Below are 22,595 nucleotides of genomic sequence, written 5' to 3' on the forward strand. Positions count from 1 at the left end.
GGGATGCGCCGTACTGGTTGATCACCAGCGCATCCGTACCCCAAGGCTTCCGATCAGCCCATTGAGGTCATTGTCATCCACATCACTGCTGTAGTCGGCACTGACGAACAGCGCCACCGTCGGCGTGACCCGCGCCACCAAGCCCAGGCCCAGTTCCACGGTCGCTGCACTGCGCGAGCTGGAGATCTTGTCGACCTGATCCAGTTTCACCGCGTCGCTGTCGTTGAAGTCGTACCAGACGTTGGTCCGCACGTAGGGTTCGATCGGCATGCCGCGCACTTCGTAGCGCCCCGACAGTTTCGCGCCCACCCGGCCACTCCAGCTCGGCTGGCTGTCGAATGCCTGCAGGGTCTCGGCCTGTGCCTGGTTACCGGGGAAGAACTGCTGGTTGATCAACTGCGCCTGCGGCTCGATCACCCAGTGGTTGCCCAGGCCGATGGGGAAACCACCTTCGACCGAGAAGGTCATCGCATGGCCGCTGTCGTCCAGGCGCTGGCCGCTCCGGCTGCGGCCGTTGACGTCGATGCGCGTGCCCATGGCCACCGCATCCACATGCCAGCCCCGGTCGTGGGTCATGCTCCAGTAAACGCCCAGGCTCTCGCCGCTGAGGTTGACCGCGTTGCGCTGCTTGTCACCGAGCAGCGGACGCATGCCGTTGAAGCTGCTCTGCAGAGTGTTGTGGCCGACGAACACCCCGGCGCGGTGCACGTTACCGCTGGCGGTCTCGCGTACGAACAGGTCCGGGCCGATCATCAATTGCTGGCTGGGCGCCTCCAGTCGGGCCGGTGGCGCGGAGGCCGGTTGCGCAGCGCCGGGGAAGAATTGCGCCCATTGGCTGGCGACCAGATCCATCGGCACGTTCCCGTGGCGCGCGCTCATGCGCTCGGAGAACGCCTGCAGCGTGCCCATCCCCAGACCACTGGCGCTCACCGGATTGAGCGACAGCAGCGGTACCGCCGGTGGCTGCATCAGGTTGGCGAAAGGGGTGTCTTCGTCAAGACCAAGCGCAAAGGTTTCCACCGGGGTTGCCAGAAGCAGCGACGTGGAAACCGCGCAGAACAGCCGGTCGAAACGCAAAGGGTTCGATGCTCGTTTCATGGCGGATCTCCTGTTTCTTGTGGGTAACAGCCAAGGCCTGGCCTGTTGTCACGAGCTGTACGACACGAAACAGGGGGCGACACAAACCAGCACGCGGAAGTCTGCTGGCGCGCGTAAAGACGCGGGCCAGAAAGCTCGGCGCGAAGTTTTCGCAGTGGGCGTTATGTTCAGCTAAGGAGAGCGGGCGCATTGCGTCAAGAAAATGTTGGCGGGATGAGAAAATTGTGTTGTGACAGATAACGTGCTGAATAAAAACGTGATTATCTTTCGTTTAGCAATGTGGGTTCTTTGCCTGGGTTGGGTTATGCCGAAACATTGCTAGCCGAGGTTTTGCTGTATCGGTGGTTCTTTTCCCGGCTGGCTACCTGTTATTTCTGTCAGTTTCGTGCGGGCGTATTTGTATCTAGCATCCAGTGACATCCACGAAAGGGCCACCGTATACACAGGCCCGCTTCGTTCGCTCACGCTAAGCACCGCCCGGGGGACGCCATGGCTAAACGCCAGAGCCGCACACAAGTTGGTCTGCTTGAGAGACTGCTGGACACCGAGCCGGGAATCAAAGTCAAAATCGCCCCAGTGACCCTGGAACAAGACTCGATCATCGACCTGCAGTGCAAGACGACCGATGCGCTGATGGCGCATTATCCGGGCTTGCACAGCGACGAAGCCCGGCGACTCAAGGGGCGTCTGAATGTTGCAGCAGCGGCGATGATGCGTGCTTTCCGGGAAAAGCGCCTGAGTGCCTCGGCGCGCCGCCCCTCGGATGAGCTGAGAGGCCCTCTGGACTTGTCCAGAGGCCCCACCTTCGAAAATCAGTTCTTGCCCAGTTGGGGCAATAACGCACATCCGCAAGCCGTGGATGCCACCACCTCGCCAGTGGCCTACCTCATCGATCTACTGACGTTCATTCAGGAGCACGTCGAGGCCCAGGGCGATGCCGATATGATCCTGACGCTGAAAACTCGGCGCCCTGATCTGTTCGAGCGCCTGATCGATGAGGCGTTCATGAACCGTGAACTGCCGCAGGTCGAGGTGATCGTCCATGTCCTGGAACAGCTGATCGAAGAGCATCGCCAGCAAGCGGACAGTGACCGCACAGCGACTGAAGACAAGCTGCTCAAGGTTCGCTATCCCATCAAACAGTTCCCCTATGAAGCGTATTGGGAGCAGATCCACACGGTGCTGTCGCATAACTCGCTGCTGATGGGCGATGTGGCACGCCTGTCGGATATCGACAGTCCTTACTTCATCCAGGCCGGTGCGCATTCACCCTGGTCCGATGCCGCGCTGCAGCAGGAAGCTACGCTTGGCCCGGTGCTGCGTGCCCTGCTGATCGAGGTTCCCTACTTCGGCACCGCGGCGTCGCAGGGCGGCAATGCGCAGAGTCCTGGGCCGAAGACACAGGCCGATGAGCCCGGAGAGCGGTACAAAGCGTTCTACGAGGACAACTTCGGAGTGCCGAATGCCATGCACCTGCATAAGGTGGTGAGCTTCTGTCAGGTGCTGCAGATCAGTCAGGACGAGATGGAGTCGTTGTTCGGTCTGGCGGCCTATGCCCCCACGCGTTCGGACAACGTGACCCGCAATGTGCTGGCCGAGGAGGTATCGCCGTCCCTGTTCGTCGCGCGCTTCATCAACAGCGGCGGGGCCGCGCCGGTGGGGGTTGTCAGCGATGCGCAGGACCCACAGCGGCACACCTTCGAAAACTTGTCCGACATGCGTTTTGACCGCATCCAACGCCTGGTGCGCGTGGCTACCGCGTTGAAGCTGACCTATGCCCAGGCCGACCAGGTGGTGTGTGCGGCAATCGATGCGGAAAAGCGCGCTGTCGCCGAAGTCAGGCGCATCAAGTCCGATGACTCGCCGCTATGGATGACGGTCAACACCCATCGGGCCTTGGGTGTGTTCCAGTTCTTGCGAGAGCGCTTTGCCTGCAGCGCTGAAGACTTTTCCGTTCTGCTCTCGGATATGGCCGTTCACGGCATTGGCGCGACTGCGAGCCATTTCGACCGAGTATTCAACAGCGACCCTACTTCGCGTCTGGTGCTCGACGGCAGCGACTTCAGCCTCTCGGGAGACGATGTCGCGAGCAAACGTACCGTCGACCAGTTATGCCGCGGGCTGGGCATCAACGTGCAGACGTTCCGTTACCTGTCGCGTCTGGTGATGCAGGGGCAAGGGGGCGACAAATTGCAGCGCTCTGTGCGCGTGGTCAGTGCCTTCTATCGTGTGACGATGCTGGCCCGTCTGCTTTCGATCACCACCATCGAGCTGCTGGCACTGTTGGAAACCCTGAGCCCCGAGGGGCTTTATGCCTTGCAACTGGGGGGAGCACCGCAGAATGCCATGTACCGCAGCTTTGCCCAGACCGACACCCTTAGCGTCATCCATGCCATCAGCCACTGCGTGCTCTGGTGTCAGGAGCAGGACCTGCCGATCAGCTGGCTGGTGCAGCAGTTGCTGCCGGTCGAGACGCCCGATGTGGTGCCCCAGGAAATCTCTGCACTGTTCGGTGAACTCAAGACTCAGTTGCTACCTTTCCAGGCCTTCGAGCAGGCGTTGCTGGATGCCGGTGTTCTGACCCTGCCCGCAGGTGAGTGGCTCAAAGCCTTGGGGCAGGTCGTCGATGAGAACGGCCTGTTGGCGGACACTGGCGACCCTGAACAGGACTTCGACCCTGAGCAGTACGAGCAATTTGCCGAGCGGGAAATCAAGACGGCGGTCGATCAGTTGGCCAGCGCCGGCCAAAGCCCGTTGGTCGATATGGACAGCGCTGAAAAGGAGCGCCTGACCGGCATTATTCTCGGCGTGGTCCTGCGCATTCGTTCGCAGCAGTGGGGCGTCGTTCAGCAGAGTCTTTCACAGCTTCTGAGGGTCAATGCCGACATGGCGATCCCGATGGTCTACTGGGCCGAGGGCACAGTGCACCAACTGCTGGAGAGCGCGGTGGCCTTCGACCCGCAGCACTCCCAGTCCAATGCCATGAAGGCCATGCTGGGGCTGGTGCAGCGGATGCAGCGCTGCGCACAAATCGCGACACGTTTCGAGTTGACGCCCACGTTGTTCTCCAGCCTGTTGATACGCGCGCATCGCGCACGGTTCGGCATCGACGCCTTCGAGTTGTCCTTGCACACGCTCTACCACCTTGAACGCTACGCCCGTGGCCTGCGTCTGGCCAAGCAATCGGAAGCACAACTGCTGGGCTATTTCTCGGCAATCGAGGAATTGAAGGATCTGAGCGCAAATGAACAGCGCCTGCTCAGGGACGCGGCTGCCCAGCGTATCGCGGCCTGGCTGGACTGGGGGATCCGTGAGGTGCTGGACGTGGCGGCCCGGGTCTCGCCGGATGGCATCATTCGCGATCTGGCTCAGTTGCGCATCGTGGTCGACACCAAGCTGCTGAGCGACACCACGGGGCTGAGTGCTGAATCACTGATGAAACTCAGCAGGCTGACCGCCTATTCGGGCACGCAGGACTATCGCGATGCCGCACAAGAGATGCTCAGCAGCCTTGAGAGCGACAGCGCGGAGCGCGGCAACGAGGCAGAGCTGCGTCAGAGCCTGGCCTCGCGCTGCACCGTGAGTGAAACACGTCTGATCGCACGCGCGCCTGATCAGGAAACCACGGTGGCCTTGAAACTGCTCGATATGAACAACGAGCCGGTTTCGGATATTCGCATCACCTGGTCCACCGATCTCGGGATTTTGCAGTCCCATTCCAGCTACACCGACGAAGAGGGCGTGGCCAAGGTGCGACTGCAGGCAGGTACTGAGATGGGCAGTGCCCATGTGCAGGCCAGCTACCTGCTCGATGGCAAGGCGTTCGCGCCGCCGGTGGTGATCGACTGTGACGAAGAGACGGTGCGAGTGCTCAGAATCGAAGGGCGACCGGGTAACACGACGCCTCTGGAACTCGCAGGCGGACAAGGCATTTATCGCTTGGCTGCCCTGCTCGTAGACCGTTATGACAATGATGGGGTGGATCGTCTGGTCAATTGGTCTACCACCATCGGCTACTTTGTGGACAACACAGGTGAAACCCTGACTGATCACACTGGCTACAGCCGGATTGCGCTAAGAAGCCGGGAGCCAGGCTCGGGCGTGATCCGTGCCTGGTACGCCGGCAAGCCCGATGACGTCACAGTGGTGCAGGTTGGCTTCGCCGACAGGCCCTACGTCAATTCGCTCGTACTGCAATCTGCGTTGGTGGTGGACGAGCCGATCACGGTTCAGGCCAGAGTCCTGGGGCTCGATGGTGAGCCGGTCGCTGGTCAGGCGATGTCCTGGTCGTGTGAAGGGGGCGAACTGGTCAGTGCCGACCAAACCTCTGATGCAGCCGGGCTGGGTACAGCCGTACTGCAGGTCGGTACGGCTGGGCGGGTGAAGGTGACCGTGACCCTCAGTACCGCCGGCGAAACCGCAGAGGCCTATCACAGCAAGGATCTCGAGTTCGACGTGCTTGCCGATGCGACGATACGGCAGCACAGGAAGATCGGGAGCTGGCCGTTGGCCGATGGCATCAGCACGGTGGAGTATGAAATTCATATCGCCACGATGGCATCCCCGTGGCGCGCTACCCCATCACCTGGAGCGTCAGTGAAGGTGGCACTCGTGTGGCCGAGCCCGCTGTCAGCTTGACAGGCAGCGATGGTATTGCCCGCTTCGATCTCAAAAGCACCACGACTGGCCAGCGTACGGTAACCGCAAGCTGGGGCAAGGAGCAGTTCCATGCCTTCGATCAGGTGACCTTCCTCGAGCCCCTCGGGTTGATGATCGAATTCGACGGCAAACCGTTGGAGGGGGAGATCGTCATTACGCCGCCTTCCGAAGGGGAAACGACGCACACCTTGACCTATCGCGTAGCTGCCGGCCATTCGCTGATCGGCCAGCCGATGTCTCTTCACGTCAGTGGTCGCAACTCGGCAGCTTCGTTGGGCTTGGTGATCTCGCCTGCGCCAGGTGCCGACAATGAACTGGGCAACGACGGCGTGACCTGGACCATCACCAGTCGGCCCGTGGCCCTGAAGACGGATGTAGGGCTGAAGTTCGGGTTCTCCTATGACACCGCTTATCCGTCGAACCTGACCGATGTCGTGATCAAGGGAATACGGAAATGACTGCAGCGCCATCGACTTTCGAGCTTTTGCAGCGAGGCCCACATGAAGACTGAATTGAGCCACCGACTCGCGGAACAATGGCGCGACGCGCTGAGTGCTTATGCCATTCACCACGTACTGCCGGACAAGCTGCAAGCCGGTAGCCTGGGCATGATGACGGCCGATCACCTGGACCGTTACCTGATGACCGACACCCAGGTCAGCGCCGAGGTCACCACGTCCGCGTTGGCCGAGGCAATCGCGTGTGTCCAGACCTACGTCAATGCGATCCTCAACAATATCGAACAGGGCTACGGCAAGGATTTCGCCCCCGAGTTGACCCTTTTCTGGCAGCAGGCCATGTCGACCTACTCGTTATGGGCGGCCTACCAGATGATGGAAGACTACCCGGAAAACTATATCCGTGCTGACTTGCGCCTGGACAAGACGGAGCTGTTCAAGAACCTGGAGAACGACCTGGCACAGGGTCGGATCGATGATGCGGGTGTCCAGAAGGCGCTGCTGAACTACCTGAAACGTTATGAGTTCCTGAACAACATCCGGGTCCAGGCCGGCTACATCGACTATCGCGATGGGCACCGCGATGAGGGTCGGTTCCCGGGGTATGCCTACGCCAACGCTGATTACTACTTGCTGGGCAAGGACAATGCGACGCCTTGCGCTTATTACTGGCGCAAGGTCCAGGTCCGTCTGGACGAGGCCTCCACGTATATCCAGCCCGATGCGTGGACGGAATGGAAACCGGTGAACATTCCGCCGGGCACGACAGTGTTGCAGATGTGCCCGGTGTTGTTCGGTGGTCGGTTGCATGTGATCTGGTGGTACTTCACCGCACCGACAAAGGTCCTCGGTGAAAAGGGTGAGGCAACCGACAAACGTTCGTATGCACTGACCCTGGATATCATTCATCTTGGTCTCGATAACCAGTGGACTACGCCGGAGCAACTGTGGCAGTACGACGTCGAAGTTACCGGTCCTGAGACCCCGTCGCAGATACCGTCTGAGGTGGAGCAATTCAGAGTGATGGCGGTTGCGGCGGGGCGCGTGAACGGCGATGACGATCAACTGTTCGTTTCTGTTCACCAGACCTCGAACGATGAAGCCTGGGCGGAGAAGTTCGTCCTTCAACGGGATGTCTTGAAACGTCGGACCGAGCGCGCTATCGACGCTGATGCCAGCGAAGCCCTGTCTCGGCGATTCACAGGCAGCGCGGGCCGCTTGCCCTTTTCGCAGCGTATTGCAGCGGTTGATGCTGAGGTGAAAAGCATCAAGGGGAGTGGCAATCCTTACATTGCACTCGATGCTGAGTTCGAGCAGGGCCTGTCGGGGCGTTCGCTACGCGTACGTGCGCGCTCCAGCGAGTTGCGCACGGTTACTCAGGTCGTGATCTTGTCGATTGACCGCTTTGCTTTTGTTTACAACGGCGTTCTCGTGCATTTCCAACTACACGCCTATGAATCACAAGGTAAAACTCATCTTTCTTACACTGTCGTTACGGTTGGGGCTCCGAACTTCGAGTCCGTTACACTCCAGCATCATGGAAAAACCGTGGCTGCATTGAAACGGTCCGACTTTTCCAGCAGCTTTTTCGCCACCCTTTTCAATGCTGAGGTACCGGTCGATTTGCCGGAGTTTTCGCGTCCATTTACCAAGGAGTACATCCGCGAAGGCATGGGTTTCACGGTCATTGTCGACGACATGGCGGACGTGGCGCTGGAGGTGATGGACAACCGAGCCGTTCTTGTCAGCGAGAACGTCCGTTTGCCGGAAGTGAAACTCGTACATAAGCAAGGCGAAGAATCGACAACCTGTTGGTCGGGGCTCTGGGTTCTCAATAAGCATGCCGTCAGCCCCTGGAGCCGTCTGGAGAACGTTGCTGCGACGGGCTCGGCAACCTTCGAAGTTACCGCCGCGGGTGAAGCAACCGCCACCTTCACGGTGACCTGGGGCGCCATCTCGAGTCTGGCCGATACAACGATTCCGTATATTCACCAACAGTCCGACGGTAGCGACTTCCTCGTCTTCGATGCCATTGGTGGCAAGAACGCCCCCTTGGCCGTGCGGCTGAACTCCCAGCATGTTACCGATCTGATCAATCGCGCCGAAGCCTCGCCCGAGGCTGTGTTCGCCTGGGATGCGCAGCACCGGCAGGAGCCGGCATACCGCAAGGAGCTGGCCGGCACGGTGTATCAGGGTTGGCATCCCAGTGCGGCGGACCCGTTGCTGCACATGTTCGATGCCTATGGCAGCTACTTGCGTGAGCTGTTCTTCCATGTCCCTCACCTGATCGCATCACGTCTGCAGGAGGAGGAGCGCTTCGCTGATGCCCGGCGCTGGCTGGGGCTGATCTTCAACCCGTACCAGAAGCAGCCGCCCAGGGCGACCCCGGGCCCTGACTACTGGAACTGCGCCTGGTTGCTTCAGGACGACACCGAGGCGGCAGGGCTCGAACACGAATTGATCGAGCCTCATGTCATCGCGCTGCGCGCGCCGTCCCATTATCGCAAGGCGGTGTTCGTGCAGTACGTGAACATGCTGATCGGCGAAGCCGACCAGCACTATCGCTACCAGACCCGTGACGGCCTGGCGCACGCCTGGCTGTTGTACCGCATGGCCGCGGACCTCATGGGAGAGGTGCCGGATGCGCGGGCGATCAATACCTGGCAACCCAAAACGGTTCGCGACGTGCTCGCTGTCGGGCCGGCCGACATGCCGTTGGCCGCTAGTGGCCAAGACATTGTCCCGGCCAACCTGCCCAAGCAGCTGTCCACCTTCTTCTGGGCTGGGGTGGCGGCACATCCGGCTTTCCGTTTGCCCGTCAATCAGCAGTTGCTGGACATCTGGCAATTGCTGGCGGAGCGCTTCTACAACCTCCGGCACTTCCTGACCCTCGATGGACGCCCCATGGTACTGCCACTGTATGCACCACCTGCGAACCCGTTCGATTTGCTGATGGCACGCATGGGGGGCGGTACCAACCTGTCGCACCTGATGGGCCAGCGCACGGTGGTGCCGCCGTATCGTTTCCGTACCCTGATCGCCAAGGCTCATGAGGTGGTGGCGACTCTGACCCAGTTCGCCGAGCAATTGCGTGTCTTCATGGAGCAGGAGGAGCGCACCGGGCTTGAAGCATTGCAATACCAACACGCCGCCGAGATCGCCGGATACACCATTGCCATCCAGGAACAGTTGCTCGAGCAGCAGCAACAGCAGGAAGGGGTATTGCTCAAGCAGGCGCTCTGTGCCGAGGCTCGGCAAGCCCACTACACCAAGCTGGTCGAAGAGGACATCTCTGCTCTGGAAATCGAGACAATGGTTGTCCATAACTCAGGCGGGTCAATCAATGCCTTTGGTACCAGCGCGATGAGCGCCTACTACGCGACACAGATGGCGCCCAAAATCTTCGGCATGGCGCAGGACACGGGAGATGTGACCGCCCCTATCATGAGCGGTGCTCAGCTTTCGTTCATGGCAGGGAGTGCGTTGCAGATCTCCGGTGACATCATGCGCGAGACGTCGGTCTACAAGCGTCGCCGACAGGATTGGGAGCTGCAGGCAACCTTGGCACGCAAGGACATCGATGTGATCGCCGAGCAGGGCAAGGCCCAGGCCTGCGCAACCCAGGCCGCGAGGAACTCGCTCGATCACAGCCGCAAGGTGTTGGAGCAGGCCCAGCAGATGTACGCTTTCTACCAGAGCAAATCGACCAACGTACCGCTCTATCGCTGGCTGCGTTCGCAGGTGACCGCCTGGCATGCGACGTTGTTCGATGTCGCGGTGGGCTTGTGCAACAGTGCCGAAGCCTGCTGGCAGTACGAGACGGGTAACTATGACAAACGCATCGTCCGTACCTCGGTCTGGCAGGCCGATCGGCATGGCCTCAATGCCGCAGGCGAACTGCGGCTGGACCTGCATCGCCTGGAGGCCGAAGCTTTGTTGCGCAACGAGCGTCATCTGGAACTGCGCAAGACCGTGTCGCTGCGTGCACTGATCGAAGAGGGCCTGGTCTTCGACAAGAATGGGGCTGCGCTTGGTGACTGGCCGGCGCTGCTCGAGGCGCTGGCCGAGAACGGCGAACTGGATTTCAGCCTTGGCGAAACGCTGTTCAACCAGGATTACCCCGGGCATTACCTGCGGCGCCTGCACAGTGTGGCGCTGTCGCTGCCTGCCTTGCTGGGGCCTTACCAGAACATCCGCGCCACCCTGACCCAGACGCAGAGCCGGTTGTTGATCAAGGCCGATATCGAAGGGGTGAAGTACCTGTCGCCGCAACTGGACCAGGGTGAAGGGGATGGGCGCTACGTCATGCGAAGTTTGCGACCCAGCCAACAGGTCTGCCTGTCGTCAGCCACGCAGGACATCGGGTTGGTCACGCCCCCCGAGAGCGATGACCGTTACTTGCCGTTCGAAGGCACTGGCGCCGTCTCCGACTGGAACCTGAAGTTCCCGCGAGTTGCACGGCAAACCGAACTGCTCCAAGGGCTGAGCGATATCGTCATGGAGGTGCGCTACCTCGCACGGTATGGCGGTGCGCTGTTCGAGCAACAAGTCGAGGCGTTGTTGTCGGAAGCCGCGGCCGGGAATTTTGCACGTGCCGTCCAATGGGAGGGCGAAAGATCATGAGCAATAGTGATGAGGAGCAGGGTATCCGGTCGATTTCGACGCGTGCGCAAAGCCTTACCAAAGGGCATGACTTTCTTCAGGATCCTTTCATCCAGAGGCCAATGGAAAGCGCTGGCCTCGAAGGTGTGTGGAGCTACGAAGAGAAAGACAGCTATGAGCTTCGTGAAAACGATGCCAGGGACGGCACGTACCTTTCGCTTTTCCAGAAGGGTCGGCTCTACCAGGACTTCAGTTTGCTCGAGGGGGTTGCACAGGGATATGCCTTGGGCTGCCAGTACAACGTCCTGTACTTCACCGACAGTTGCTGGCTCAGGGTCTACGCACTCTCGGGCGCTTCGCAAGGCCAGATTATTCATGAGCAAGCGCTCAAGAACCCGGAGACCACCGAGCAGGCCGACGAACAAGATCCCAGGCCCGAAGCCGAACCTACCTGGCATACGTTGACGCCCAAGCCCATCGATATACCTGCGGGTGTATCGAGAATTCGTGTGGCGTTCGAAACCCCCGCCGGCACGAGGGCGACGGAACTCAGCCTGCGCAACATCATTTCCGAAGTGCACCTGGCACCCTTCGAAGGGAAGGTGTTGCTGTCGCCTGGACCTGATCAGTCATCGCTTGCTCCGCAAACCCAGCCACCATTCAAACTGTGCCATGGCGCCACGTACAGCCTGCAGGTCAGCGATGCCTGGCAGGGGCAGAAGCTGAGCGTGCTGTGGCCGGGGAATGCCGATACGCCACCCACGGCGTACGGGCTGACAACGAATCCGTCGCTGAATATCGACGACAGTGACGAGGAAAGCCGCTATCCGCAACCGGAGGCCGGCACCAGTACCTGGAGCTTGGATGCGAGTGCGGCCAAGGAGGTGTTGTCCGGCGCGCTACCGCTGGGCCTGGGTAGTTACTGGCGGGCCGAAAAGCATGAGCTCCAGGCGCAGTTGGGGGATTTTCGCTATGAAGTGAGTGAGGTGGCCTGGGATGGCGTGGTGCCGGTGCTGGAGTGGGGTAGCCGTACCCGGTTGACCGCAACGCTGGGCAACCTTGTCGCATCAGCGCGAACGATCGTTGGTCAACATGTGGATTGGTACCTCGACGATGTGCTCTACAAGACTGTCCCGACGGATGAGCAGGGCAAGTCGACACTTGAATTCATCCCTGAGCAAGAGGAGGGTGTCGACTTCTACACCGCAGAGCTCAGCGCCCGGTGCACTGATGGCCTCGGCGCAGAAAGCGACAAGCTGCAGCCTATCCCTGTGTACTCCCGCTCACCGTGGTCGGCCCAGTTCGATGTGTTGTTCGACGACAGGCCAATCACTGATTTCGATGACGTCAATCTGGTGCTGGGCAGTGTCGGCGAGCATACGTTGACCTTGAAGCCCAAGTCTGCGGACAACTTTTTCATAGGCGAACAGGTCGCCTTGGGTTGGCCAGGCGGCACACCACAGCTGGACATCACCTTCAGCCCGAGCGAGCCGCAGGAAATGACGGCTGCTGGTGTCAGTTGGACCATCATGCCGGGTGTAGAGCGGGATCATTTCACGCTCGAAGTCATCACGCCGACGCTGACTTTGCCCCTGTCCCTCAAAGGCCTGCGTCTATCGCCCAACCTCGAGGACGAGATCGAGCTGACCCTTGCAGACGCTGTGCCGGCAAACCTGGCGCTGTTCTGGCGGGAGGAGGCGCAGACGCTGAAGATCAACCTGAAGCCCGGCAGCCCGCTGGCGAAGATGAAATCAGAAGCCTGGCTGACCTTCACCGACGGCAGCCTGAAACCGACCAGTGTCGTTGCCGCGCCCAATTACGGTGAACGGCGGGCGATGTTGGAGGACGGGTTGAGCTGGACACTGACCGGTGCGCAGGTGAGTGGCACCTTTGGCGTGCAGGTTCACGTGCAGGGCTTTGACAAACCGATGGTCGTCGACACTTGCTTGCTGATGTCCCGGGCTTTGGCGGACGAAGCCGAGCTGATCTATGACGATGAGCGTGGCACTGACGAATCGACCTGGATATTCCGGCGCATGGTGCCGTCCTACGTCGGGGTCAAGCCAAAAACCGGTAGCCCGTTGGCTGAAAGCGGTTTGAAGGCCAAGTTGACGTTTGTGGAAGATGACCTGGCGCCGGAGCAGATGGAGGCCTATCCGGACTACGAGGCCGAGCAGGGGTTCACGGGCGGTGAGCTGCAATGGGAGATGCTGGGCAAACAGGCAAGTGGTGTGTTCGGGTTGGCCATTCATGTGGCGGGTTTCTCGAAGCCCCTGGTGACGGGCAATTGCTTGCTGCTGTCGCTGCGCATGGAGGATGAGTTCGACGTGGTGATAGATGGGGGGCCTCTGGTCGAGCCGCTGGTTATTCAATCCAGAGCAGAGCACACGTTGAGTATCGTGCCGAAAATGGGCAGTCCGCTAGAGCGAGAATTCCTGAGCGAAGCATGGATCGAGTACGTCGACGGAAGTTTGCCCCAGGCGCAGTTGATTACGCTTCCGACTTACAACGACAGACGACCGATATCCATTGCAGGCCTGAGCTGGAAGTTGACCGCCAACGCTTCTGGCACATTCGGGTTGACCCTTCATACAGCCGCGTTTCCAGCACCACTGAAGGTGACCTCGGGCATTGCTTTGTCGCAAGACCTGAGCGATGAAGTGGAGGTGAAGGTAGAAGGGCGCGTTGTCGACGATCTGTTGGTGTTTCGGCGTTCGGTGGGCCAGACCGTTGCGCTCGTGCCGAAGCCTGGTAGCCCTCTGGCAGACCTGAAGCAAGAGGTATGGATGACACTCTGCGCAGGCAGTGTGAAGGAAGGGGATGTATCGGCCTCTCCCGATTTTGGTGCGCCAAGAGTGATGTCTTCCGATGGGCTGGAGTGGGAGGTGACGGGGGCCGACCTCAGTGGACAATTCGCCTTGGTTTTTCATGTCGCGGGTTTTTCGACCGTTCGGGAACTGCCGACATGTGTACTGTTATCCAGCAACTTGGCAGATGAAGCAGAGGTGACCCATACATCCCATTTTCCGCCTGATCCCGCGGTATTCTACCGCGAGGAGTATCTGGCATTCACATTGAAGGCCAAGCCGGGAAGCCCGTTAGTGGCTGCCCGCCTCTCGGCCTGGATGGAATTCAATTCGCAGACGCTGAAAGAAGACGACATGGGGTCAGTACCCGCGTTCGGCTCAAAAGTAATACTTCCACAGGCGGGGGTGCGTTGGAATACGCGAGGTCGCGAGGCCAGTGGTTATTTCAACTTGACAGTTCATGTCGACGGCTTCGATACGTCGATAACGCTCGTGCCGAATATGATGCTGTCCAGCACCGGTGCTAACGAGTTACTCCTTAGATTGTCGAGCTCCGACTCGGATATGGTACTTGTCGCGGTCCCCGTTCAGGGTAGTCCAATTGCGGATAAGGTTTATTTATTATCCTTGTCGAGTAACAAGCCAGATCCAGGGTTCGTGCCAGATCCACCATTCAATAAACCTAGGGAGTTGAGAGGCTATTACGGTCTGGTGTGGAACCTGGGCCCTCTTTCGAGGACGGTCTCGATACTGAGAGTTGACGGAGACGACTTCCCGTGCCCGGTTTCCATTCCCTATGGCTGGCCGGGCTAGCGGTGCGTTTGAAGAGGGCTTTGCAAAAGCCCTCCTGGTCTTTTGATAAATGACGAGCGTTCGGAGCCGTACCGTAACCCTCGTTACGAGATGCTTTGTCTGCATTGCCAAACAGCTCGCCTTTTGATTAAGAGCGGTCGGGTGATCTGAAGTGACTGCGCAGATCAATGCTGCGCGTCATACACAGGTAGATTGGAACGGGTCACAGGAGGGGTTCATGCCCGACTCATTGGATGGGTATTCACACGAAAAGCAGACTGCTGCTTCGGGCCAGGCCCCCGCTCCCGCGACGGGAGAGGGAGACGCCTCCTTCTACACCCCCCCAGCCCTCCCCAAGGGCGGTGGCACGGTCTCGGTCGGTGGCGGCATGCTTTCGGCGGGTGGCCCGGATGGTGCGGCTGGTTGGCAAATGCCCCTGCCATCGCCGGCGGGTCGTGCGCTGTCGGCGGAACTGGCATTGCACTACTCCTCCGGCGGCGGCAACAGCGCCTTTGGCGCCGGCTGGGATTGCGATTTGCCGGCGATTTTCTGCATGACCCGCTTCGGTTTCCCTAAATACGACGGCAACGATCGAATGGTCGGTCCGTCCGGGGAGGAAGTCCTCAAGGCGGGTGCACCCCATGACCGCACAGGCTTGCCGTTCGCCGAGACCTCTGACGGTGAGCGCTACAGCGTTACCCCTTGGTGCCTGCGCAGCGGTGCGCCCTCGCAGCGTCTTGAGCACTGGGTGGTCAAAGGCGCTGTGGCTGACCCTGGTTTCTGGCTGCACTGGCAGCCCGATGGCAGCCTTTCGTTGTTCGGCTGGTCGGCCTCTGCTCGTCTGCACGATCCCGCAGCCCCTGAACGTGTGGCGGGCTGGTACCTGGAAGAGCGGGTTTCGGCCCGTGGCGAGCATCTGGTGTACCGTTATCGCGCCGAAGACGAAAAGGGCTGCAGCGACCAGGAGCTCAAGGCCCACCCACACGTCGTCAACCTCTATGCCGATGCTGTCTACGCCATGAACGCCACGCCTTCGCAGGCGCTGCTGATTCCACAAGACGGCTTCGACGAGACGGACTTTCTCACCTTCACCCAATTCGACTATGGCGAGCGCGGCGCCGATCCCGAGCGCGTGCCTGGGCTTGCGCCGGAGCAGGACTGGCCGGTGCGCGACGACTGTCATTCGTTCTGGCGCTATGGGTTCAACGTGCGCATCCGCCGGCTGTGCCGCGATGTGCTGCTCTGGCACCGCACCGCACGCATGAACGGCGAGGCCGACGACACGCCAGAGCTGGTGGCACGGCTACACCTGCAGTACGACAGCAGCCCGGTCAGCAGCATTCTGGTGTCGGCGCAACAACTGTCGAGCGTATCCGACTGTCGCTTGCCGCCGATGGAGTTCGAGCTGACCCGACCGGGCAGGGCTACGCCCGGTTGGGAAGCGGTGCCAGCGCTCGACGGATTCTGGGCCCCTGCATGGCAGATGGCCGACTTGCTGGGCGAAGGCGTGCCAGGCCTGTTGTACCGAGATCAGGACGCCTGGCATTACCGGCCGCCGATGCGGCCGGGCAAGACCCCAGGCGCGGAGCAGGATGCGATCACCTGGGGGGCGCCGTGGCCCTTGCCCAAGCGTCCGGCCGATAGCACTGGCAGCCTGACCGACCTGGATGGCGACGGACGCCCCGAGTGGTTGATCACCGAGGAGGGAATGCGTGGCAGTTTCACGCTGGCGCCCGACGGTATCTGGGGGGCGTGGAAACCCCTGTTGAGCTTGCCCAGCGAGTATGGTCATCCGGCTGCGCAGATGACTGATCTCACCGGCGATGGCCGCTCCGATGTGGTCATGTTGCACGCCCTCGGTCCACGGAGCGTGCGTCTATACCCGAGCGCAGGCGCCGACGGCTGGCTGGCTGCGGTTACCGCACAGTACGCAGGGCGCGAAGCGCTACCCTTACTGGATAAGGCCGACCGTCAACTGGTCGCCTTCGCTGATCCTGCCGGCAGTGGTCAGTCGCACCTGCTGCGCATCACTGGCGACGGCGTGACGCTCTGGCCGTCCCTGGGCTATGGCCGGTTCGACGAGGCCATCAGTATCCCTGGTTTCAAGGTGGACGATTTCAACGCCTCGCGGGTGTTTCTCGCCGATACCGACGGTACAGGCACCACCGATATCCTTTACCTGGAACCTGCCCGTATCCGTGTGTTCATCAGCCAGTGCGGCAACCATTTCGTCGAGGGGCCTGCGATCGAGATGCCGCCGGGGGTGACGCTGGACAGTGAAACCCAGCTGCAGGTGGCCGACATCCGTGGTCAGGGGACTGCCGACTTGCTGGTGACGGCGCCGGATCATGGCCCTGAGAAAACACGCCGCAGTTGGCTGTACCGCTTCAACGACCACCGGCCGTGGTTGCTGTCGACCATCGTCGACAACATCGGCAACCGCACCGAGTTGCAGTACCGCAGCTCGGCCCAGGCCTGGCTCGATGAAAAGGCTGAACAGCTGGCCCGCGGCCAGACCCCGGTCAGCTACTTGCCGTTCCCGGTCCATACCGTGAGCCGGGTCACGACGTTCAATGAAATCACCGGCGTGTGCATGGGCCGCGAGACCACCTATCTCGGCGGCGTGTGGGATGGTCGCGAGCGTGAATTTGCCGGGTTCAGGCGCCTGATCCAGACCGACACCCATGAAGTGGCCCGGTCGATGGCGGCACATCTGTCGCCGCCCTCGCGTACCTGCACCTGGTTCTACACCGGGGTGGAGGCGCTCGATGCGGCGGCTGACGGTGCTTTTGTCGACATGGATGCCCGATTCCCTCAGGCTCCACCACGTTTCACCCAGTGGCGCGACGACGCAGAGGAGGCGCTCGAGGTGACGGGTGCGCTGCGCGCCTGGCTGTACCGCGCGGTCCGTGGCCAGGTCATGCGCATCGAGGTGTATGGAGAAGATGGCCATCCGCGTGCAGGAAACCCCTACAGGCTCGAGCGCTCGCGTCTGCAGATCCGGGCCATGGCCAGTGCCGATCCACAGCGACCGAGTGCGCTGGTGACGCCGATCCAGCATCTGGCATTCAGTTGCGAGCGGGTACCGGAGGACCCGGTGGTCGCCCAGACGCTTGTTCTCGCGCAGGACCTGTATGGCAACGTGCTGCAAAGTGCAGCCGTCAACTATCCGCGTCAGTTGAGCGAGGCGGACCTGGTCAAGGAGGAGGGGGAGCGTCAGATCTATCCCGACAGCTTGCCGGCGGGCTTGATCGAGGCAAGTTGCGATGAGCAGCAGTACGACTGTTGGATCAACCTGACCCGCGCTCGCGTGCACAACCTGCTTCGTGGCGATGACTTTGTCATCGGTCTGGCCGATGGCACGCGTCGGGATGTGATCAAGCTGACGGCCAGCGACGTGCCCAAAGACGGTTTCAGCGTGGAGAACCTGGCAGTGGAGGAGCTGCTGGTGGCCGATCCGCAGAGGACGACGCTGGTCGGCTACGAGAAGGCGGTCTGGCGACAAGCCGATGGTACAGGCGCCGCGAAGGTCCCTTCGCGTCAGGCACTGCTGGCCTATACCCGCACGGCGATGCTCGACAAGGCTTCACTGGACGTCCTGCGTCCGACCTTCGAGCAGACCTTGGGCAATCTGGTGGAGCAGGCGCTGGCCAACCCGAATGCCGACCCGGCAGTGTTGCGCCGGGTGCGCGAGCGCTTGCCGGAAGTGACGGCGGTTGCGACCTCGTACCCGCTGCTGATGGCTTATCTGCAGTGCTCGCCCCACGACGCGCAGGCGCTCGGGCTTCTGCGCGCGGCGCTCAAGACAGTGATCTCGGTGGATGCCTTGCGCGAGCGGCTGTACCAGGCCGACGCTGCGGCGTTGCCGGAGGGCTTGCAGGCGGCGTTGCGCAAGCAGAGCCGTGTGGCCGATGCGGCTCTGCCAGCGGTGGTTGCATGGTTCGCCGAACAGGCGCAAGGCAGCGCGGATCTGCAGCAACTGCATGCCGCAGTGGCGGACGGACTGGCCGTGACCGCTGCTGACAGCGTGTTCTGGCGAGTCGTGCTGGCCAACCTTGCCAGGCGTGGCACTGATTCATCCCAGCCTCTTCAGCTCCAGGCATGGTTGGAAGACGTCCAGCACTTGCTGGACACCCGGGTGCAGGCCGAATCCCTGCCCGAGCTGCTCAAGCGTGGCGGCTATGTCGCCATGAGCCGAGCGGAGGACGCCGAAGAGCTGGCCGAGCCGCACGATCCCTCCGGCGCAGGCGCGCCGTCGATCCCGTGGGCGCCGCCAGTCGAAGAGGCGTACTGCGGCCATCACGGCATTTCAGGGTATCGCGGCGCCGAGCATTTCTGGACGCCCGACACCGTCCAGGAAAGTACGGTTATTGGGCCCCGCCAACTGCAGTACACCGCCCATGACATTGCCGTGTGCCGGGTGACCGATGCTGCCGGTCTGACCTCCACTGTCGAGGTGTATGACTGGCGCTTCATGCAGCCAGCGCAGATCAAGGACGCCAATGACAACACCCACACCAGCAGCCTCGATGCATTGGGACGGGTGATGCATACCCGCTTCTATGGCACCGAAACCCCGGCGGGCAGCGATGAAGCTGTCATGAGCGGCTTCTCCCCCGATGCTGCCTTCACGCCCCCTCGCACGGTCGAGCAAGCCGTGGCCCTGAACGAGAGCAAGGGGGTGCCGGTGGCCATGGCATTCACCAACGTGGTCGACAGCTGGATGCCATTGGCGCTGCAGGCCGATGGTCGTATCGCGGGCACCCGCCGTTGCGGTGCATTGGCCTGGCAGCGGGATGTGCAGCGTTTGCGTCGGGATGGCATCGAGGTGTCTGGCGACCTGTTCATGGCCGGACGTACGCCACCCCATGTGATCCAGATCCAGCCCGACCGTTATGACAACGACCCCGAGCAACAGGTGCGCGTGCAGGTGTCGCTGACAGGCGGCTCGCAGTTGTTGCAGGCCGCCATCCTCAATCCGGGCGGCGAGGCATTCGTGCGCACCGAGGAAGGAGGGCTTGCCCAGGATCAGGACGGGCACGCCGTGTTGGCCCACACCGAGGTGCGCTGGGCGGTTACCGGCAAGACCGAGTTCGACAACAAGGGGCAGGCGGTTCGAAAGTGGTTGCCGTTCTACCTCGACGACTGGCGCTGGGTCAGCGACGACGGTGCGCGTGAAGGGATCTATGCCGACATGCATTTCTACGATGCGTTGGGCCGCGAATGCAGGATCGTGCGCGCCAATGGCGAGGATGTCGACGGCGAGTGGGCGAACTACGAGCAGCGCGTGCAGGTATATCCTTGGTTCACGGTATCGGAGGACGAAAACGATACCTGGCAGGAAGTCATCGAGCGGGCGCGGCTCAAGGCGCGCAGTACCTTGCATTGAGGCGCTGGCCTCGGGCCTTCGATGTGACTCGAGAACGTGCCGATGGGCTGCGGGGCAGTCCATCGGCAATTGTCACGCGGGCGAGGGCGGGTATCGCCGGCTGATCATTCCTCGTCGCGCTGCAGCACCATCAACAGCATCGAGCGGCCCTGCACCTCGAACAGGCTGTCGAACGCCAGGTGCTGCGCCTTGCGCAACTGCGGCCGATCGGTATCGATCAGGCAGCTCCAATGCTCGCCCTCCGGTACGCTCGGCAGCTTGAACGGCACCACGTCGTGGTGCGCGTTGACGATCAGCAACACCGTTGCTTCCGACCCTGGCCGGGCGATGCCGCTGACCTGCGCACGGCCGTCGATGAGCATGCCCAGGCAACGGCCGTGGGGGTCTTCCCACTGCTCGACGCTCATTTCGCTGCCGTCAGGGGCGAGCCAAGTAACGTCCTTGACCCCGATCGCTTCGTTGTAGTCGCCGACCAGGAAGCTCGAGCGGCGCAGCACCGGGTATTGCAACCTGAGCTGGGTAAGGCGCTTGACGAACTTCAGCAGCGCCTGGCCTTCGTCGTCCAGGTCCCAATTGACCCAGCCGATCTCGCTGTCCTGGCAGTACGCGTTGTTGTTGCCATGCTGGGTGCGGCTGAACTCGTCACCGGCGACGATCATCGGCGTACCCTGCGACAGCAGCAGGGTGGCGAAGAAATTGCGCATCTGGCGCAGGCGCAGGGCCTTGATCTCGGGGTCGTCGGTCGGGCCTTCGACGCCGCAGTTCCAGGATAGGTTGTTGCTGGTGCCGTCCTGGTTGTTCTCGTCGTTGTCCTCGTTGTGCTTCTCGTTGTACGAGACCAGGTCGCGCAGGGTGAAGCCGTCATGGGCGGTGATGAAATTGACCGAGGCGTAGGGGCGCCGGCCACGGTTGTTGAACATGTCGCCTGAGCCTGTCAGGCGGGCAGCGAAATCGGCTAGCTGGCCTTCGTCACCTTTCCAGAACGCCCGTGCCGTATCGCGGAAACGGTCGTTCCATTCCGCCCAGCCGGGGGCGAAATTGCCCACCTGGTAGCCGCCGGGGCCGCAGTCCCACGGCTCGGCGATCAGCTTGACGCTGCGCAGCAGCGGGTCCTGGCGGCAGGCGACGAGGAAGCTGTGACGCTCGCTGTAACCGTCGTGGTAGCGGCCCAGGATGGTCGCCAGGTCGAAGCGGAAGCCGTCCACATGCATCTCGCCCGCCCAGTAGCGCAGGGAGTCGGTGACCAGTTGCAGCACGCACGGGTGGCTCAGGTCCAGGGTGTTGCCGGTGCCCGAATCGTTGATGTAGAAGCGCTTGTCGTCGGGCATCAGGCGGTAGTAAGAGGCGTTGTCGATGCCGCGCATCGACAGGGTCGGCCCACGCTCGTTGCCCTCGGCGGTGTGGTTGTAGACCACATCGAGGATCACTTCCAGACCCTTCTCGTGGACGTGAGCGACCATCTCCTTGAACTCGGCGATCTTGCCACTGGCCAGGTATTTGGGATGGGGGGCGAAGAAGGCCAGGGTGTTGTAGCCCCAGTAGTTGTTCAGGCCCTTGTCCAGCAGGTGCTGGTCGTTGACGAAGGCGTGGATGGGCAGCAGCTCGATGCTGGAAACGCCCAGATCCTTGATGTGCCCCAGCAGCTCGTCGTTGGCAAGCCCTGCGAAGGTGCCGCGCAGATGCTCGGGGACAGCTGGGTGGCGCATGCTGATGCCACGGGCGTGGGCTTCGTAGATGACGGTCTGCTCCCAGGGAATCTGCACCCGCTGGTCGCGACCCCAGGTAAAGGCCGGGTCGACCACCTTGCACTTGGGCACGAAGGGGGCGCTGTCGCGTTCATCGAACGACAGGTCGTCGTCGGGGTGCCCCAGGGTGTAGCCGAACAGCGCCTCGGACCATTTCAGCTCGCCCACCAGTTGCTTGGCGTAGGGGTCGATCAGCAGCTTGTTGGCATTGAAACGGTGACCGTTCTGCGGCTCGTAGGGGCCGTGCACGCGATAACCATAGACCAGCCCTGGATGCGCGTCGGGCAGGTAACCGTGGTAGATCTCGTCGGTGTATTCGGGCAGCTCGATGCGCTCGAGCTCGTTTTCGCCGGTCGCATCGAAGATGCACAGCTCGACCTTGGTAGCGTTGGCGGAGAACAGCGCGAAATTCACGCCCAGCCCGTCCCAGGTTGCACCGAGCGGGAAGGGCAGGCCCTCGCGAATCCGGGTTGGCGCGACGGAACGGGTTTTCTTCGGGGTGCGTGGGGTCATGACAGTCCTCGTCTGGCCAGGTGAATTGAATTCGGCTGCGGGAGCGGCGGTTCGCCGCTGCGACTTGCCCGCGAAAAAAACACCGCGCTGCCTGGCACGGGCTACGCCCGTGTTCGCGGGCAAGCCCGCTCCCACAGGGACAGGCTTGCCTTTGGATTTTTTACAGGACAGCTGTTCTCAAAGGGAGGGGCTGGCCTTTGGCTTTTGAACAAGGCAGCTGCTCCACAGGTCTTGGGTTGAACCGCAGGCGGGTATCAGCCGGCGGCGGGCTTGCGCGGCGCCCGTGGTTTTTTCTCGACCACAGGCTTGCCCGCCGGCAGCGCGGCAGCCTTGGGTTCGGCCGGTGCCTTGGGCTTGGCTGCGGCCTTCTTGCGTGGCGCAGCCTTGGGCGCCAGGGCCTCGGCTTCGGCCAGCTTGCGGGCCATCTCCCAGTGGCGCTCTTCCTCGCCTACCGGTTTACCCTCCGACTCCCAGATCTGGTAGGCGAATTCGCGGATCCGTTTTTCATCGACACTCATTTCGACGCTCCTGA

General features: G+C 61.5%; 8 protein-coding genes. 5 read left to right on the forward strand and 3 right to left on the reverse strand.

All coding sequences use genetic code 11. The annotated features are described in order from the left end of the window. Window positions 1-21: 21 nt before the first annotated feature. Window positions 22-1,098, reverse strand: coding sequence for an autotransporter domain-containing protein (locus ACNFHO_RS15195; RefSeq protein WP_416766765.1), 1,077 nt, complete (start codon window positions 1,096-1,098; stop codon window positions 22-24). A 489-nt stretch (window positions 1,099-1,587) separates the two neighbouring features. Here ACNFHO_RS15195 and ACNFHO_RS15200 point away from each other — a divergent pair, with 489 nt between their 5' ends. The 5 genes from ACNFHO_RS15200 (at window position 1,588) to ACNFHO_RS15220 (ending at window position 19,805) form a co-directional block, all read left to right on the forward strand. Continuing rightward, window positions 1,588-5,736, forward strand: a complete 4,149-nt coding sequence (locus tag ACNFHO_RS15200) for a Tc toxin subunit A (protein ID WP_416766766.1) — start codon at window positions 1,588-1,590, stop codon at window positions 5,734-5,736. Beyond that, the gene (locus tag ACNFHO_RS15205) at window positions 5,712-6,215 is read left to right on the forward strand and encodes a hypothetical protein (protein WP_416766767.1); all 504 of its coding nucleotides are present in this window, start codon (window positions 5,712-5,714) and stop codon (window positions 6,213-6,215) included. The genes ACNFHO_RS15200 and ACNFHO_RS15205 overlap by 25 nt, the downstream gene beginning before the upstream one ends. A gap of 42 nt (window positions 6,216-6,257) precedes the next feature. After that, window positions 6,258-10,838 (forward strand): neuraminidase-like domain-containing protein, encoded by a 4,581-nt coding sequence (locus ACNFHO_RS15210; protein ID WP_416766768.1) that lies wholly within the window; start codon window positions 6,258-6,260, stop codon window positions 10,836-10,838. Next, window positions 10,835-14,437, forward strand: coding sequence for a hypothetical protein (locus ACNFHO_RS15215; RefSeq protein ID WP_416766769.1), 3,603 nt, complete (start codon window positions 10,835-10,837; stop codon window positions 14,435-14,437). Before ACNFHO_RS15210 ends, ACNFHO_RS15215 begins: the two co-directional genes overlap by 4 nt. A 217-nt stretch (window positions 14,438-14,654) precedes the next feature. After that, window positions 14,655-19,805: a SpvB/TcaC N-terminal domain-containing protein gene (locus tag ACNFHO_RS15220; RefSeq protein WP_416766770.1), complete on the forward strand. Its 5,151-nt coding sequence runs from the start codon at window positions 14,655-14,657 to the stop codon at window positions 19,803-19,805. Window positions 19,806-19,909: 104 nt separating this feature from the next. Here ACNFHO_RS15220 and glgX read toward each other — a convergent pair whose 3' ends face one another. Both glgX and ACNFHO_RS15230 read right to left on the reverse strand, forming a co-directional pair. Beyond that, window positions 19,910-22,063, reverse strand: a complete 2,154-nt coding sequence (gene glgX / locus ACNFHO_RS15225; protein ID WP_054892359.1) for a glycogen debranching protein GlgX — start codon at window positions 22,061-22,063, stop codon at window positions 19,910-19,912. A 254-nt stretch (window positions 22,064-22,317) separates the two neighbouring features. After that, complete coding sequence (locus ACNFHO_RS15230; RefSeq protein ID WP_063544221.1) at window positions 22,318-22,581, reverse strand: DUF2934 domain-containing protein; 264 nt, start codon at window positions 22,579-22,581, stop codon at window positions 22,318-22,320. Between the last annotated feature and the right edge of the window lie 14 nt (window positions 22,582-22,595).

The organism is Pseudomonas sp. NY15374 (assembly GCF_048068255.1).
Lineage (GTDB): Bacteria > Pseudomonadota > Gammaproteobacteria > Pseudomonadales > Pseudomonadaceae > Aquipseudomonas > Aquipseudomonas machongensis.